The organism is Janibacter sp. DB-40, from assembly GCF_029510815.1.
GTDB lineage: Bacteria > Actinomycetota > Actinomycetes > Actinomycetales > Dermatophilaceae > Janibacter.
The window spans coordinates 1298104-1314595 of sequence record NZ_CP120360.1 but is presented as its reverse complement, the minus strand read 5'-3'; the positions used below and the strand labels follow the sequence as shown (position 1 = coordinate 1314595).

Sequence of the window (16492 nt, the reverse complement as noted above, 5' to 3'; positions counted from 1 at the left end):
AGGAGAACCAACATGCGATCAACCGATCGACTCGTGACGCTGCTGCTCGTGCTCGTCACCATCATGCTCGTCGGGATGCTCACCGCCTCGTGGCGCGTGGTGCTCTACCCCTACCTCATCGTCATCGGCGTCATCATCCTGCTCGGCGTCGGCAGTCGGCGCGGGAAGGACGCAGTGCTGCTCGCGTACGGGATCGCCGTGCCGATCATCTACATCGCCCTCTACGTCTGGCTCGAGGCCGCCATGGCAGATGATCCCGGATCAAGCAGGGACCTGGTCCTCGGGCTCGTGCCCGCCACCGCCGTCTACTTCCTCGCGATCTGGCCATTCGGCCTGATCGTGGCCGCCTGCTACGCCATCTTCCACCGGCGGATCATGACCGACGCCACCACCGGAGACCACTCATGAACCTCACCATCGTCTCGATCGTCGCGGCCTACCTGGTCGTCATCCTCCTCATCGGCCTGTGGGCCACCGGCCGCACCAAGACGAGCGGCGACTTCTACATCGCCGGCCGCAGCCTCGGCGTCATCGTCATGGCGGTCGCCGTCTTCTCCTCCATCCAGAGCGGCTTCGGCGTCGTCGGCGGCACCTCGACGGTCACCGCCGGCGGCTACGGGTTCGTCTCCGGAGTCATGATCGCCACGCCTCTCGGCTTCGCTCTGACCTGGCTCATGCTCGGCAAGCGGATGATGGGCGTCGGTGACATGGGTGAGATGTACACCGTCGGTGACGTGGCGGAGCTGCGCTACAAGAGCCCGGTCGCACGCGGCGTCATGGGACTGACCGTGGCGCTGGGCGTCCTCGGCTATCTCGGGACCCAGGTGCTGGCGATGGGCATCGTCGTGGCCGCCATCTTCGAGGTCAGCACCACCACCGGCGCCATCATCGGCATGGCCGTCCTCGGGCTCTACGTCATCGGTGGCGGCATCCTCGCCGGCGTGTACACCGACCTCTTCCAGGGCGTGCTGATGCTCGTGGTCTCCTTCGTCGCCTTCTACTACGCCCTGGAGAGCGGCGGCGGCATCGCATCGATGACCCGGACACTGCAGGCCGAGGCACCCGATCTGGCGACGCCCTTCGGCCTCTCGCCGTGGGTGACCATCCCCTGCTGGATCTTCCTCTTCAGCCTCGGCGGCTCTGCCCAGCCGCACGGCCTGACCAAGTTCCTCATGCTCAAGGAGCGCAACAGCCTGCGTTGGGGACCGCTCATCAGCGGGACCGGCTACGCGATCACCACTCTGATGGTCGTCGGGATCGGTTCCGCCGTCTCGGTGCTCACCCTGCGCGGTGAGTTCCCCGCGATGGACTCCCCCGACGAGTCCTTCACCCAGTACCTGACCGACTTCACGCCCCCGGTCGTCGCAGGTCTGGTCATCGCCGGTCTGCTCGCGGCGATCATGTCCACCGGGTCGAGCTTCCTGACCCTGGGCGCGGCCAGCGCCGTGCGCGACATCCCTCGCGCATTCAACATCACGGTCCGTCGCGAGCTGCTGTGGAGCCGCATCGCCGTCGCCGTGCTCCTCGTGCTCTCGACCGCCTTCGCCCTCTACATCGGCAACGTCGTGGCCCTGCTAGGCACCTTCGGTTGGGGCACCTTCGCCGCCAGCCTCTTCCCGGCGCTGGTGCTCGGGATGATGTGGCAGGGCGGCACGAAGGAGGCGGCCATCTCCAGCGCCCTGATCGGCATCGTCCTCAACTTCGTGCTCGAGGTCGGCGGCAAGTACGGATGGACACCGCTGCCGGAGGGAGTCATCGTCGGAGCCTTCGTCTTCGCGGTCACCCTGATCGTCTACATCGGCGTCTCGATGGCGACCCGAGGTCGTGCCACAGATCCCGAACCCCACCTCGCGAGTGTCATCGAGGGTGGTCCCGGCCATGAGCCCGTCCCCGCGCCGCAGAACGTCTGAGCGAAGGGAGGACATCCGCATGATCGAGAGGATCGCCGGAGCGACGCACGCCAGCCTGACAGAGGGCTTTCGCTGGGACGTCCCGGAGCAGTTCAACATCGGCACGGCGTGCTCGACCGAGCAGGACCAGGAGGCACTCGCCCTCGTCGAGGTGGTCGGCGAGCAGATCCGCCGCTACACCTTCGGGGACCTGACCGAGCAATCGGATCATCTGGCCGGAGGTCTGCAGCGGCTCGGAGTGTCCCGAGGCGACCGGGTCGCGGTGATGCTCCCTCAGGGACTGGCCTGCGGGATCGCTCACCTGGCCACCTACAAGCTCGGTGCGATCGCGATCCCGCTGACCCAGCTCTTCGGTCCGCAGGCCCTCGGCTACCGGCTGGGCGACAGCGGCACCCGGGTCGTCATCACCGACCCGGCGAGCCTCGAGCTCGTCGTCGAGGTGACCCGGGACCTCGACGGTGTCGACATCGTGGTCGCCGGCGGGCAACCGGGGGGCGAGCACGTCACGCTGGAAGGACTGATGGAGGACGCCCCCTTCGGCTTCGAGGCGGAGGCGACGAGGTCCGAGGACCCGGCCGTGATCATCTACACCTCCGGCACGACCGGGGCACCGAAGGGCGCACTGCATGCCCACCGGGTGCTGCTGGGGCACTTGCCCGGCTTCGAGCTGATGTACGACTACTTCCCCCGGGAGGGCGATCGGATCTGGACCCCGGCGGACTGGGCGTGGATCGGCGGGCTCTTCGACGTGCTCATGCCGGCCTGGTTCCACGGACGGCCGGTCATCGCCACACCGAAGGCGCGCTTCGAGCCGGAGTCCGCCCTGCGCCTGATGGTCGAGCACGAGGTCACCGCGACCTTCCTGCCGCCGACGGCGTTGAAGATGATGCGGCAGGCAGACCTACCGGACCTGGCCCACTCCCTTCGCGTCATCATGAGTGGGGGCGAGCCCCTCGGAGGCGAGATGCTGGCCTGGAGCCGGGAGCGTTTCGGCGTGGACATCAACGAGATCTACGGCCAGACCGAGGCGAACATCCTCGTGGGCAACAGCTCCGCGGTCTGGGACGTGCGTCCCGGGTCGATGGGCCTGCCCTACCCCGGTCACCATGTCGCGGTGCTCGGAGCCGACGGCGAGCTGGCCGCTCCCGGGACCGAGGGGGAGATCGTGCTGCGTGCCGACGACCCCGTCGTGATGCTCGGGTACTGGAACAACCCCGGCGCCACGGAGGACAAGTTCACGACCATCACGGGAAGCGACGACCAGCCTCATCGCTGGCTGCGCACCGGCGACCTGGGGAGCGTCGACGAGGACGGCTACTTCTGGTTCAGCAGTCGCGAGGACGACGTGATCACATCCGCTGGGTACCGGATCGGTCCGGCCGAGATCGAAGAGTGCGTCATCGGGCACCCGGCCGTGGCGATGGTCGCCGCTGTCGGCGTCCCCGACGAGCTGCGCGGCGAGGTGGTCAAGGTCTTCGTCAAGCTCGCTGACGCGTACTCACCCTCCGACGAGCTGGCCGGCGAGATCCGGGCGCACGTGCGCGCCCGCCTCGCGACCTACGAGTACCCCCGCGAGGTGGAGTTCATCGACGAGCTGCCGATGACCACGACCGGCAAGGTCCGGCGCAGCGAGCTGAGGTCTGCGCGCCGGGCCCCCAAGCCCTAGCCTTCGATCGGCACCCAGGAATAGGCTGACGGACCCCTGTTCGAAGGAGTACCAATGGGACCGACGAACACGCCACCGGCTCCGGCCGAGGGGCAGCTGAAGCGCTCCCTGGGGCGCGTGGAGACCTTCTTCATCGGCTTCGGCGCGATGATCGGCTTCGGCTGGATCACGACGACGAGCACCTGGCTCAACGACGCAGGGACGCTCGGCGCAGCGCTCGGCTTCGTCATCGGTGGCGCCATCATGGGCCTCGTCGGGCTCGTCTACGCGGAGCTGGTGTCGGCGATGCCGCGGGCCGGAGGGGAGCACAACTACCTCTTGCGCGGCTTCGGTCCGCGACTGGCCTTCATCGGATCCTGGGGGATCGTCGGCGGCTACGTCAGCGTCGCCGCATTCGAGGCCGTGGCGATCCCGAGGACCATCGCCTACATCGTGCCCGAGGTGTACTCGGTGCCGCTGTGGACCGTCGCCGACTCGGACGTATACCTCGTGTGGGCACTCATCGGGACCGCCACGGCAGCCTTCCTCACAGTCCTGAACATTCGCGGCATCAAGTCAGCCAGCCTCCTGCAGACATCGGTCGTCATCTTCCTCATCGTCATGGCCCTGGCCATGATCGGCCTGACGTTCCTGGAGGGCGACGTCAGCAACGCGCAACCGCTCTTCACCCGCACTTCCGGCCTGCTGGCCGTGCTCGTCGTCGTGCCCTTCTTCTTCGTCGGCTTCGACGTCATCCCGCAGTCGGCGGAGGAGATCAACGTCCCTCCGCGCAAGATCGGCCGATTGGTCCTCGTCTCCGTGGCGATGGCCACGCTCTTCTACATCGTCATCATCCTGACCACGTCGACGGCCCTGCCGGCCGCGGAGATGCAGGACTTCGACCTGGCGACCGCCGATGCGATGGACGCACTCGCCGGCGAGTTCGGCAGCAACCTCGTCATCGCCGGCGGGCTCGCGGGGCTGATGACATCGTGGAACGCCTTCCTCATCGGCGCCTCACGGCTGATGTGGGCCATGGCCAGGTCGGGCATGTTGCCGACGTGGTTCGCGAAGCTGCACCCGACTCACCGCACCCCGAGCAACGCCTTGATCTTCATCGGCATCGTCTGCGCGATCGCGCCCTTCTTCGGGGAGGTGATGATGGGCTGGCTCGTCGCCTCCAGCTCACCGTCGATCGTGATCACGTACCTGCTCGTGTCGGTCGTCTTCCTCGTGCTGCGGCGGCGTGACCCCGGGATGGACCGGCCGCTGAGGATCGGGGGCCGCGCGCCGGGTGGTGGCACAGCGATCGGCGTGGCTGCCGTGATCGCCACCGCGTGCCTCCTGGCGCTCTACATCCCCGGCATGCCCGCCGCGCTCGACATCCAGCCCTACGTCATCTTCGGGCTCTGGTGGCTGCTGGGCCTGGCGTTCCTGCTCCGCATCCCCGGCGGCGTCAGGCCGGGACCGGACGCCGAGGACGACCTTCTCGGCAAACTGGCCGAGCGTGGTCGTGGTCCGCGAGCACACTCATGACGCCAGCGCCCGCAGACAGCTGATCGGGCCCTGAGGGCGGTCATCCGGTGGTCCGGCCGAGACCTGCGCGCCCGAGCACGTACAAGAGGGTATACGTCTACCTTTCGTAATAGGTATAGTTCGACCATGGGGATGAACATCAAGAATGAGCGCGTCCACGAGCTCGCACGCCGAGCCGCCTCGGTCACGGGCAAGTCGCAGACCGGCGCCATCGAGGAGGCTCTGACCCGATTGTTGGCCGACTACGACATCGACCCCGAGCAGCACAGGGTGGCGGCGAAGGTCGACAAGGTGCACAGCATCGTCCGCGCCTACCTCGATACCCCATCCGACGCAGACCGCACCATCCGCCGCGTCGATGACCTCTTCGACGAGCAGACCGGTCTCCCCCGGTGATCGTCGACTCCTCCGCCCTCATGGCCGTCCTCGAGGGTGAACTGGGATCCGAGGCGGTCATCCGCGCGGCGACGCAGGCCACCTGCCTCATGTCCGTGGCCACCCGGCTCGAGGTGTCGATCGTTGCCGACTCCCGGTCCACCTCACACGGCGCCCGACTCGACGACCTCATCGCTGCACTCGAGATCACGATCGAGCCGACGACGGTGCAGCAGGGCGAGATCGCTCGTCGGGCCTACCAGAGGTTCGGCCGGGGCTCGGGCTCACCTGCCCGGTTGAACTTCGGGGACTGTTTCGCCTACGCCCTGTCGGTGACGACGGGCGAACCCCTGCTCTTCGTCGGTGAGGACTTCGCCCACACCGATGTCGTCCCCGCCATATCCTGATGAGCACTCGTCAGGCACGGCCGGGCGCACGTGCTCGAGCGCGAAGACCTGTGGTACCGGTCCTCGACGACGACCGCCGCGCGCGGCAGGTCGCTCAACTCTGCCACCGCGTAGGTGAGCTTGCCGCTGGTGAGGCTCGAGCTGAGGTCGGCCAGGCTCTTGCGCTCGACGGCGGCGACGACCTGCTCCCCGTCGGTGACGGCGTAGTCTCCGCAGGGCAACCCCCAGCGCTTCGTCACCGCCTGCTGGTGGGTGAACCGCCACGGGTACCGCTCGTGGCTGTCCACGAGGATCTGCAGGTCCTCCACCTCCTGCGCCCGCGCGGTAGGCAGCTCGACGTTGGGCCGGGCCTGCTTGGTCGTGCGCGCGGTCTGCCAGAAGATCGCCTACCGACCCCCGCGAATGCGGGCGATGAACTGGGAGCGGCTCTCCCGCCGCCGGTCGAGGACGAGGTCGATCGCCGCTCCACGTTAGGTACAGGAGCGGGCGGGGACGCGCTCGATGATCCCCGCGTCCTCGGGCCACTCGTGGGTGCGGTGGCAGTAGAGCTTGGCGGTGCGTGGCCACACGTCCTTCGTCTTGAGCACGACCCCCTCCCCGAGCGGGATGCGCACCAGGTACGGCAAGCGGCTGTCCGTCTCGGCGTTGCGGGCGATGAGGAAGTCGTCCACCACGCCTCCAGTGTGCCGGAGGCGTGGTCGGGTCAGCCGACGAAGGGCGGTGTCGGCTTCAGCTCCCCGCGGGCCACGGTCCGCCGGTGCACGGCGTCAGGACCGTCGACGATGCGCAGCGCTCGCGCCCACGCGTAAAAGTATGCGAGCGGGAAGTCGTCGGAGACGCCACCGGCGCCGAAGATCTCGATCGCCCGGTCGACGACGGTGCAGGCGACCTGCGGAGCGATGACCTTGATCGCCGAGATCTCGTAGCGCGCATCCTTGGCGCCGACCGTGTCGATCATCCACGCGCAGTGCAGCACCTGCAGGCGGGCCTGGTCGATCTCGATCCGGGAGTTGGCGATGTGCTCCTGCACCACGCCCTGATCGGCCAGCCGCGAGCCGAAGGCGACCCGGCTCTTGGCCCGGTCGACCATGAGCGCCAGCGCCCGCTCGGCCATGCCGATCGCCCGCATCGCGTGGTGGATGCGGCCGGGACCCAGACGCGCCTGGGCGATGGTGAAGCCGTCGCCCTCCTCGCCGAGCAGATTCTCCGCCGGCACCCGCACGTCGTCGAAGACGATCTCGGAGTGACCGTGCTGGTCCTGGTAGCCGAAGAGCGGCAGGTGCCGCTCGATCCGCAGACCAGGGGTGTCCCGCGGCACGAGAACCATCGACTGCTGGCGGTGCGTCGCCGCGCCGGGGTCGGTCTTGCCCATGACGATGAAGATCTCGCACCGGTCGTCAGCCACCCCGGTGATCCACCACTTGCGCCCGTTGACGACGTAATGATCGCCTTCGCGCCGGATCACGGTCTGGATGTTCGTCGCGTCCGAGGAGGCCGCGTCCGGCTCGGTCATCGCGTAGGCCGACCGGATCGTGCCCTCCTTCAACGGCTCGAGCCAGCGCTGCTTCTGCTCCGCCGTGCCGAAGAGGTTCAGCGTCTCCATGTTCCCCGTGTCCGGGGCCTGGCAGTTGATCGCCTCGGGTCCGATGACCGGCGACCAGCCGGAGATCTCCGCGATCGGCGCGTACTCGAGGTTGCTCACCCCCGACCACTCCGGCAGGAAGAGGTTCCACAACCCGCGGCGACGCGCCTGCTCCTTCAGCTCCTCCATCACCGGGGGGTGCTCGTGCACCCCGTGCTCACGCAGGTACTGCGCCCACGTCGCCTCGGCCGGGAAGACGTGCTTGCGCATCAGGTCCCACATCGCCTCCTGCAGCTCGACGGTGCGGGGGCTGGGGTTGAAGTCCATGGGTCTGCTCCTGGAGGTGGTCGGTGGGGATGATCAGTGCAGGGTCGTCCCACCGTCGACGGCGAGCGTCGTGCCGGTGATGAAGGAGGAGGCGTCCGAGGCGAGGAAGAGCACCGCGGAGTCCAGCTCCTGCTGCCGACCGAGCCGGCCGAAGAGCGTGCGGGAGGTGATCGTCTCGAGCAGCGCCTCGGGGATCTCGTCGGTCATCTCGGAGGCGAAGTAGCCCGGCGCCACCGCGTTGACCCGGATCCCCCGCCGGCTGCCCCACTGCGCCGCGAGGTCACGCGTCAGGCCGAGGACGGCCGCCTTGGACGAGGAGTACGCCGCCTGCGGCGCGAAGCCGGCGGTCAGGCCGAGGATGCTGGCGATGTTGACGACGCTCGAGCCCGGCCCCATCACAGCCGCGCACTCCTTAGCCATCCAGTACGCGCCGTTGAGGTTGACGTCGACGACCCTGCGGAAGTCCTCGGGTGACTCCTTCAGCGCCGGTACCGCCGTGCCCAGACCCGCGTTGTTGACGAGGACGTCGACCCGCCCGTGCTCGGCCATCGCGGCCTTCACGAGGTCTGCGCACTGCTGCGGGTCGACCACGTCGCAGGAGACCGTGGACGCGGTGCCACCGTCAGCGCGGATCTCCTCGGCGAGCGACTCCAGGCGCTCGCGCCGTCGGGCGGCGAGGACCACGGTCGCGCCCGCCGAGGCCAACGCCCGGGCGAAGCCCGCGCCGAGCCCGGAGGAGGCGCCGGTGACGATTGCGACGCGGCCGTTGAGTCGGAAGCGGTCGAGGAGCGAGCCCTCGCCCCCTTCGCCCGTGCGGGGGTCGATCGGGGTGCGGTGTGGGTCAGCCACGGGTTCCTCCAGGGTGGTCGTCGAGGATCGAGTGGGCGTGGTCGACGAGGTGGCGGATGCTGTCCCCGATGTCGCCGAACTTCTGGCCGGCCATGTCACCGGCCGCGGCACGCGTGGCCACGCCCTGGGCGATGGCGGCGAACTTGAAGCACGCGAAGGCCCGGTACCAGGGCAGGACGGCCGGGTCGGCCCCCGACGCCGCGCAGTAGCGCTCCACGAGGTGGGACGAAGGGGGCCACCCCGCCTGCCGGCTCAGGCTCGGGATGAGCGGCATGGCCGGACCGTCGGCGTCGCCCCAGTACATCGCGGTCTGCGCCAGGTCGGCGATCGGGTCACCGAGGGTGGACAGCTCCCAGTCGAGGATCGCCCGGATGCGCCCGGGGTCGTCCGCGTCGTAGACGCAGTTGTCCATCCGATAGTCACCGTGGACGATCCGCGACGGGGGCGACTGCGGCATCGACTCCCCCAGCCGGGTCGCCAGGTCGGGCAGGCGCGGGGCCTGCACCGACGCGGTGGCCTTCTCCGACTGGCCCAGCCACCGGCGCAGCTGCCGCTCGAGGTACCCGTCGCGGCGACCGAGGTCACCGAGACCGACCTCGTCCGGGTCGACCGCGTGCAGCGCGACGAGCGCGTCGACGAGGGCGTCAGCCATCGCCTCCTTGCTCCGGTCGTCCTGCGCGTAGCCCGTCGGCAGCTCGTCGCGGATGACGTGACCGACGACCTCCTCCATCACGTAGTACGGCACGCCCAGGTCGTCCCCGCTCGTCTCGTTGACGACGACGTGCGCGACGGGGACGCCGGACCCGGCCAGCCCGGTCTGGATCCGTGCCTCGCGGCCCATGTCGTGGGCGCTGGGCAACAGGTCCCCGGTCGGAGGACGCCGCAGGATCAGCCGGTCACCGTCGGTGCTGGTCAGCACGAAGGTGAGGTTGGACTTCCCGCCCGCGATGAGCTGGGCGGAGAAGTCCCGCCACGCCTCGCGGCCGGTGGCCGCGACGAGCCGGGGTCCGACGACGTCGGGTCTCAGGAGCTGCTCGAGTGTCGGGTCGAGGGTCGGGGTGTCGGTGCTGTGCACGGAAGGTCCTTCGGGTGTCGTCGGGCGGTCAGTGCTGGCCGACCGTGTGCAGGTCGATGCCCCGCGTCTCCTTCATCATCAGTGTCGCCCCGATCGTGCAGAGGCAGAGCACGATGATGTAGACGTTGACGAGCCAGTCGAGCCCGCGCCCGATGAAGAGCGCGTTGAGGTAGGGCGCGCTGCCGCCGAAGGCGGCGACCGAGAGCGAGTACGCGAAGCCGATGCCGGCCGTGCGCACCTTCGTCGGGAAGGCCTCGGACATCATCGAGGACAGGATGGAGCCGGCCGCCGCGACGAAGGTCATCGCGATGAACGAGGCGAGGAAGAGCGTCCAGAACTCGTCGGCGATCATCGCCTTGAGCGGGATGGTCGTGATGATCGTGCCGACCGCGAAGATGAGCACGACCGGGCGACGCCCGATGTGGTCGGACAGCAGGCCCCACAGCGGCAGGGTGAGCAGCGCGAGGAACTGGCTGGCCGTGATCGCCCAGAAGGCGGTGTTGGGGTCCATTCCCTGCTCGGTGATCGCGTAGGTGGAGGCGTAGGAGCTCCAGGTGTAGTGGGCCACGGTGATACCCGAGACCATCATCACGACGAGGGCGATGGCCTTGGTCAGCCGGCCGCGGGTGTAACCGGCTGCCGCCGGTGCCACGGTCTGCGCCGCCGCCGGGACGACCTCCTGCTCCACGGCCTGCGCCGTGTCCGCCCGGTCGAAGACGTCCGACTCCTCCATGCCGGTGCGCAGGTACAGCACGAAGACCGCGAAGACGGCACCCAGGAGGAAGGGCACGCGCCAGCCCCAGTCGCCGACGGCGCTCTCGGTGAGGAAGGCGGTGATGCTGCCGCCGATCGCGTAGGCGGTCACGGTCCCGCCCATGATGGCGACGAAGACGAGGCTGCCCCACATGCCGCGGCGGTGCGGGGGCGCGATCTCGGCGACGTAGGTGTTCGCCGTCGCCGACTCGCCACCGTGCGCGAAGCCCTGGATCATCCGGCTGGCCAGCAGCAGCACCGAGGCGAGGATGCCGATGCTCTCGTACCCCGGCAGCAGCCCCATGACGAGGCTCGCCGAGGCCATCATCAGCATCGTGACGATGAGGACGTACTTGCGTCCCTTGACGTCGGCGATCCGCCCGAAGACGACCCCTCCGAGGGGCCGCATGAGGAACCCGACCGCGAAGACCGCGAGCGTCGCGAGCAGCGCCGAGACCGGGTTGCTGTCGTTGAACATCACCGCGGCGATGAAGGGGGCGAAGACCGCGTAGGCGGTCCACTCGTACCACTCGAAGAGCTGGCCGATCGTGCTCGCGACGAGGGATCGTCGGGCGGAGGGGTTGCTGCGGGTGGTGAGCTCGGGGCCGGTGCGGATGTCACCGGTGGCCACTGTCCGGGCGTTCGAGGTGGTCATGTCGTCTTCCTTCTCAGGGGAGGGTGGGGAGTGGTGCGAAGGGGGTCAGACCGCGTCGTCACGCAGCGCGCGGCGGCGGATCTTTCCCGTCTGGGTCTTCGGCAGGTCGCCGACGACGTGGACATGGCGCGGTCGCTTGTAGGCGGCGAGGCGGTCGGCGACGAACTGGCGCAGCTCGGCCTCGTCCCCCTTCGCCCCCTCCTTGAGCGAGACGAAGGCGGTGACCTCCTCGCCGCGGTACTCGTCGGGCAGGCCGACCACGGCCGCCTCGAAGACGGCCGGGTGCTGGTAGAGCACGTCCTCGACCTCGCGTGGCCACACCTTGTAGCCGGAGGTGTTGATCTGGTCCTTGAGCCGGTCGACGAGGTAGACCCAGCCGTCCTCGTCGATGACCGCGCCGTCGCCGGTGTGCAGGCGCCCGCCGGGCATCGTCGCCTCGGTCGCCTCCGGGTTTCGCCAGTAGCCGCGCACCATCTGGGGACCGGTGAGGACGAGCTCGCCCTGCTCCCCCGGTGCGACCGGACGGTCGTCCGGACCGACCACCGCGGCGCCCACACCGGGCAGTGGCTTGCCGATCGACAGCGTGCCGCTGGCCCCGTCGACGGGTGCCCGACTGCCGGGTGGGACCGCGATGACACCGGAGGTGGTCTCGGTCATGCCGTAGCCGTTGTGGATGTAGTGGCCGAAGCGCTCCTCGAAGCGCTCGACCGTCGACGGCGGGATCGGTGCGCCACCGCTGTAGAGCGTCTTGACCGAGGCGAAGTGCTCGGCGCTCGCGTGGTCGAGACGCATGAGCGCGTTGAACGCCGTGATCGACCCGATGGTGAAGGTGACGCCGTGCTCGTGGAAGGCGTCGAGCACGACCTCGGCATGGAACCGTCCGGTGAAGACGAGGGTCGTCCCGTGGACCAGGCCGAGCACCGCGTTGATGACCGCGCCGGTGATGTGGAAGAGGGGGGCGATGGCCAGGACGACGTCGCCGTCCTCCACCCCGACGAACTCGGCGAAGGTCGTCGCCACGGTGACGACGTTCGCGTGGGAGTTCATCGCCCCCTTCGGCGGGCCGGTCGTCCCCGAGGTGTAGGTCAGCAGGGCGAGGTCCTCGGGTCCGGTCCCGACCGGCTCGGGCTGCCGGCCGGCGTGGCGCCGCATGAGGTGCACGAGGTCGCCGTCGGCGGAAGCCTCGACCCTCGCCTGCTCCGGGGACATCCGCGGGTCATCGCGTCCCTGCAGGTCGCGCTCGTCGGTGCTGAGCACCCACCGGACCGCGGTGCGCTGCACGCTCTCGCGCACGGCCGCCACGTCCCGGTCGGTCGTGATGATGCCGATCGCACCCGAGTCGGCGACCGGCTGCTCGAGCTCGCCGCCGAGGTACATCGGGTTGAGCACGACGGCGGTGGCGCCGAGCTTCCACAGGGCGAGCAGGCTGATCGCGTACTGGGGGACGTTCTGCAGGTGGATCCCGACGCGATCCTTCGCGCCGACGCCGCGCTCGGCGAGGGCGACCGCGAGCGAGCCCGCGAGGTCGTCGACCTCGGCCGCGGTGTAGGTGGCGTCGAACCACGCGATCGCGGGCGCGTCCGGTCCGGCAGCGACCCGTCGGTGCCAGGCCTCGGTCACCGTCCCCGGTCGCGCCGGCCGCTCGTGCGGTCCGTCCGCGTCGAGCTCGTGCACTGTCACGTCATCCATGCCTGGTCACCCACTTCCTTGTGGACCGAGCGATCGCTCGGTCGGCCCTTGTACTGTGGGTGAGGAGACCTTCGGATGTCAAGGGTGCGAACCGCACTAGGGTCGAGGAGCCCGACCAGTGAGACGACAGGAGCCACGCATGACCACGGACTGGCGCACGTTCGGCCCGGACATGCTCACGCCCCCGCTGCAGGCCGCGCTCCGCGTCTTCGTCCGGGAGGGGTACCACGGCACCTCGATCCGCTCGATCGCCGAGGCGGCCGGCCTCTCCGTCCCGGGCCTCTACCACCACCACCGCTCGAAGCAGGCGATCCTCGACGCGATCGTCACGGCGACGATGACCGAGATGCTCGCCCACAGCCACGCCGCCGAGGAGGACTCCGACGGCACCCCGCGCGGGCGCTTCGACAACCTCGTCGAGGCACTGGCCCGCTTCCACATGGAGCGCCGCGACCACGCCTTCCTGGCCTCGACCGAGATGCGCAGCATGGAGCCCGAGGTGCGCGCCCGTCACATCGCCCAGCGGGACCAGCAGCAGCGCCTGCTCGCGGACGCGATCGCCGACGGTGTCGCGGACGGCAGCTTCGTCAGCGCCTACCCGGCCGACGCGGCGCGCGCGATCTCCTCGCTGTCGGTCTCGATCGCCACGTGGTACCAGCCCGACGGGCCCCTGACCGAGGACGAGGTCGTCGAGCGGCACCTGGACTTCGCGCGCCGGATCGTCGGGGCGAAGGGAGCGTGACCGGTTGTGCCGGGACGGCCCACCACCGCCCCGGCACAGCGGAACCCTACTTCGCGAGGAAGCCGGCGAAGACCTCGTACATGAAGTCCGTGCCCTGCTTGAGCGCCTCGACGAAGATGCGCTCGTTGTTGCCGTGCATCCCGATCAGCTGCTCATTGCTGAGCACGTACGGGTACACGCCGTAGCCGGGCACTCCCTCCGCACGCCATGGCCCAAGGCTCGTACCGGCCTCGAAGAGCGCCGGGGCGAAGGGGGTCCCCTCGTAGACCTTCTCCGCGGCCCCGGTCAGGGAGCGGTAGAGATCGGTGTCGAGGTCGGCGGGCGGGGTCCCCCACGTCTCGTCGAGCCCGGCGAGCGCCTCCTCCTCGCTCTCGCCGTCGTACGTCACCAGGGCGACCTCGACCTCCCGGTCGGCCAGCAGCTCACGCACCTTCGCGAGGAACTCCCGCGGCTTCTCGCCGCCGGGGATCCCACGGCAGTTCACGCGCACCTCCGCCGACGACGGGATGACGTTCTCCTTGTACCCCGCCTCCTCGATGACGAAGGCGTGCGTGGTGCGCAGCAGCGCACGGTGCAGGTAGGGGTAGTCCGACCGGGAGACGACGAGCTTCGCCGCCCGCTCCCGCGCCGGCTGGCTCCTGGCATTGAGCATGAGCCGGATCGCCTTGGCGAAGCGCTCGTCGTCGGTCGCCTCCATCACCGCGGTGAAGTACTCGCGAGTGACCTCGGTCAGGTGCACCGGCGCCTCCCACTCCCCCAGCTCGCTCACCGCCCGGGAGAGCGTGACGATCGACGTCTCGTCGGGGATTGGCTTCGAGGAGTGGGTGGCGACCCCCTTCGCCGTGATGTCGAGGTTGAAGTAGACGTTGTCCTGGCGGGTGGCCGTGATGAGCATCGGCGTCGTCCGGTCGCTCTGCGCGAGGAACCACCCGCCCTCTGTCAGGACCGACCCGGCGGCGATCTTGTCCCAGTGGTTCTCGGCCAGCCAGCGCGAGCCGTAGGAGCCGGCCTCCTCGTCGCAGTCGGTGAGCACGATGATGTCCCGGTCGAACTGCGCGCCCTCGTCGATGTGGCGCAGCATGGCGCTGATGAAGGCGGAGTTGGCGCCCTTCATGTCGAGGGCACCGCGGCCGTAGATCTCGCCGTCGACGACCTTCCCGGCGAAGGGGTCGACGTCCCAGTTCTCCTCCTCCACCGGGACGACGTCCGAGTGACCCAGCAGGAGCAGCGGCTCCGCGTCTCCCGTGCCGGGGATGCGGGCGATCACGTGGACGTTGTCGGCCTGCGGCGTCTCGATGATCTCGACGGGTACACCGGCGTTCTCCCAGACGCCCTTGAGCCACTCGCCGTGCGGACGGGTGGTGCCACCCTGGCCGTAGTTCTGGGTGTCGTAGGACAGCATGCGCTTGAGCAGGTCGACGGGGTCCTTGTCGGCCGCCGGGATCGCCGCCCCGGTCAGGTTCGTCGCGGACTGCGACGGTCGCGCGTAGGCGGTGGCGCCCCCGGCTGCCGTCAGGCCGAGTGCGGCGGCCCCGATGCCGCCGAGAACGGTCCGTCGTGGCAGTGCGGCCTCGTGGGAAGGGTGCTCGAGCTGGTGATCCATGTCGACTCCTTTGTCGTGTGGGTCCTCAGCACGCTGGCCCCACGACCCCTGTCGCACAACGGTCCCCACCCCGGAAATTCGGTGAGCGGTCGCTTGCTGAGACCGACGGACGGGGCCCTTCCGATGCACTTGCCAGTCCGTGAAGCGGTACGGGTGAGTAGGTGACGAAGCCCTGAAACCAGCGACGGCAGCGCGGCCGCAGGTAACCATCCGATGACACCCGGCGGTTCACGGCCGCCAAATGCCGCACGACCCGCGCAGGGAGTGAAACGGTGATGTGTATGGCACTGACTGTCGCCCTCGCGGCGGCCGGGATGGTCGCCGGGGCCCTGCTCCCCTTCGCCATGGCGTGGGTGGAGAAGACCCTGATGACCGACCCGGCCCATGACCACCGTCGCGCGCGCTGACGCCGCGGCACCCGCCCCGCCGACACCGTCGGCGGGGCATCCGCGCGGCACAGCCCCACCCCGGGCGCCACCGCGCTGCGTAGACTCCCCAGACCATGAGCACCCTGCAGACGCTCGACCGCGGGCTCGAGGCGATCGACATCGTCTCCCGGCGCACGGGCGGCATCTCCCCCGCCGCCCTCGCCGACGAGCTCGGTGTGCACCGCGCGGGCGCCTACCGGATCCTCGCCACCCTCGAGCAGCGTCACCTCGTGGCCAAGGGCCACGACGGCCTCTACCGCCTCGGCAGCGGCGCGCTCGTCGTCGCCGGGCGCTTCATGAGCCAATACCGCACTGCCGCGCAGCCGGTCGTCCAAGAGCTCGCCGACGCGACCGGGTGCACCGCCTTCGTCTCCATCGCTGACCGTGACGAGTCGGTCGCCATCGCCGTCGCCGAGCCGGCCGCCCGTGGTGCCATCGGCGTGCGCTACACGATGGGCGCACGTCATCCCCTCGAGCACGGCGCCGATGGGTTGGCGATCCTCGCCCAGCGCCCCGAGCGCGACTCCGACATCGCCGCCGTCACCCGCGCCCGCACCCTCGGCTACGCCTTGACCGAGGGTGAGATCCAGTCCGGCACCGTCGGCTTGGCCGTCGCCACCGGGGGTGCCTTCACGAGCGACGCCGAGGCATCCATCGGCATCATCCGCCTGGGCCGACCGGGCGACCTCGACGTCGACGCCCTCCTGCCGCTCGTGCAGGCCGCCCGCGACTCGCTCACCCGCCAGTACTGACTCACCGAGAGGAATCACCATGGCTGCACCCGTCGGGATCATCATCAGGATCGCGCGTCGAATCGCCCGTCTCGTCATGCGGCAGCGGCGCCGGGGCGGCTCGCGGGTCTGACCACACGGTCGCGGGTCACCGAACACGTTGACCACGTCGTTCCACCATCGAT

17 protein-coding genes are annotated in these 16492 nt (G+C 69.5%); 9 read left to right on the top strand and 8 right to left on the bottom strand.

The genetic code is table 11. The features are described 5' to 3' along the window. The first annotated feature begins 12 nt into the window (after positions 1 to 12). The 6 genes from PVE36_RS06235 to PVE36_RS06210 all read left to right on the top strand — a co-directional run bounded on the left by PVE36_RS06235 (position 13) and on the right by PVE36_RS06210 (position 5873). Positions 13 to 408, top strand: coding sequence for a hypothetical protein (locus PVE36_RS06235; protein ID WP_277455290.1), 396 nt, complete (start codon positions 13 to 15; stop codon positions 406 to 408). Beyond that, positions 405 to 1910 (top strand): hypothetical protein, encoded by a 1506-nt coding sequence (locus PVE36_RS06230; RefSeq protein WP_277455289.1) that lies wholly within the window; start codon positions 405 to 407, stop codon positions 1908 to 1910. Before PVE36_RS06235 ends, PVE36_RS06230 begins: the two co-directional genes overlap by 4 nt. A 19-nt stretch (positions 1911 to 1929) precedes the next feature. Beyond that, positions 1930 to 3576: an AMP-binding protein gene (locus PVE36_RS06225; protein WP_277455286.1), complete on the top strand. Its 1647-nt coding sequence runs from the start codon at positions 1930 to 1932 to the stop codon at positions 3574 to 3576. Between the two features lie 54 nt (positions 3577 to 3630). Further along, positions 3631 to 5091, top strand: a complete 1461-nt coding sequence (locus PVE36_RS06220; RefSeq protein WP_277455284.1) for an APC family permease — start codon at positions 3631 to 3633, stop codon at positions 5089 to 5091. A 126-nt stretch (positions 5092 to 5217) separates the two neighbouring features. Continuing rightward, positions 5218 to 5487 carry a type II toxin-antitoxin system VapB family antitoxin gene (locus PVE36_RS06215; protein WP_277455282.1) on the top strand — a complete coding sequence of 90 codons (270 nt, stop codon included), beginning with the start codon at positions 5218 to 5220 and terminating at the stop codon, positions 5485 to 5487. Continuing rightward, entirely contained in the window at positions 5484 to 5873 is a 390-nt protein-coding gene (locus PVE36_RS06210) for a type II toxin-antitoxin system VapC family toxin (RefSeq protein WP_277455281.1), read from the top strand. The genes PVE36_RS06215 and PVE36_RS06210 overlap by 4 nt, the downstream gene beginning before the upstream one ends. On the opposite strand, the gene PVE36_RS06205 is transcribed toward PVE36_RS06210, so the two are convergent. The 7 genes from PVE36_RS06205 to PVE36_RS06175 form a co-directional block, all read right to left on the bottom strand. Next, complete coding sequence (locus tag PVE36_RS06205; protein ID WP_277455280.1) at positions 5786 to 6181, bottom strand: ERCC4 domain-containing protein; 396 nt, start codon at positions 6179 to 6181, stop codon at positions 5786 to 5788. The genes PVE36_RS06210 and PVE36_RS06205 overlap by 88 nt on opposite strands. A gap of 162 nt (positions 6182 to 6343) precedes the next feature. After that, positions 6344 to 6547 (bottom strand): hypothetical protein, encoded by a 204-nt coding sequence (locus PVE36_RS06200; RefSeq protein WP_277455278.1) that lies wholly within the window; start codon positions 6545 to 6547, stop codon positions 6344 to 6346. Between the two features lie 29 nt (positions 6548 to 6576). Beyond that, positions 6577 to 7782 (bottom strand): acyl-CoA dehydrogenase family protein, encoded by a 1206-nt coding sequence (locus tag PVE36_RS06195; RefSeq protein ID WP_277455277.1) that lies wholly within the window; start codon positions 7780 to 7782, stop codon positions 6577 to 6579. A gap of 33 nt (positions 7783 to 7815) precedes the next feature. Continuing rightward, a complete protein-coding gene (locus PVE36_RS06190; protein WP_277455275.1) occupies positions 7816 to 8631 on the bottom strand; it encodes a 3-oxoacyl-ACP reductase family protein in 816 nt (271 codons plus the stop codon). Next, on the bottom strand, positions 8624 to 9706 hold the full coding sequence (locus PVE36_RS06185; protein WP_277455274.1) for a phosphotransferase family protein: 1083 nt from the start codon (positions 9704 to 9706) through the stop codon (positions 8624 to 8626). The genes PVE36_RS06190 and PVE36_RS06185 overlap by 8 nt, the downstream gene beginning before the upstream one ends. A gap of 28 nt (positions 9707 to 9734) precedes the next feature. Beyond that, entirely contained in the window at positions 9735 to 11114 is a 1380-nt protein-coding gene (locus PVE36_RS06180; RefSeq protein WP_277455273.1) for an MFS transporter, read from the bottom strand. Between the two features lie 45 nt (positions 11115 to 11159). Beyond that, entirely contained in the window at positions 11160 to 12803 is a 1644-nt protein-coding gene (locus PVE36_RS06175) for an AMP-binding protein (RefSeq protein WP_277455272.1), read from the bottom strand. A 139-nt stretch (positions 12804 to 12942) separates the two neighbouring features. Between PVE36_RS06175 and PVE36_RS06170 the strand changes: the two genes are divergently transcribed. After that, positions 12943 to 13545, top strand: coding sequence for a TetR/AcrR family transcriptional regulator (locus PVE36_RS06170; protein ID WP_277455270.1), 603 nt, complete (start codon positions 12943 to 12945; stop codon positions 13543 to 13545). Between the two features lie 46 nt (positions 13546 to 13591). On the opposite strand, the gene PVE36_RS06165 is transcribed toward PVE36_RS06170, so the two are convergent. Next, positions 13592 to 15148, bottom strand: coding sequence for a M20/M25/M40 family metallo-hydrolase (locus PVE36_RS06165; RefSeq protein ID WP_277455268.1), 1557 nt, complete (start codon positions 15146 to 15148; stop codon positions 13592 to 13594). 281 nt (positions 15149 to 15429) lie between these two features. Here PVE36_RS06165 and PVE36_RS06160 point away from each other — a divergent pair, with 281 nt between their 5' ends. Further along, entirely contained in the window at positions 15430 to 15555 is a 126-nt protein-coding gene (locus PVE36_RS06160) for a hypothetical protein (protein ID WP_277240317.1), read from the top strand. Positions 15556 to 15650: 95 nt separating this feature from the next. Further along, the gene (locus PVE36_RS06155; RefSeq protein ID WP_277455265.1) at positions 15651 to 16328 is read left to right on the top strand and encodes a helix-turn-helix domain-containing protein; all 678 of its coding nucleotides are present in this window, start codon (positions 15651 to 15653) and stop codon (positions 16326 to 16328) included. Positions 16329 to 16492 lie beyond the last annotated feature (164 nt).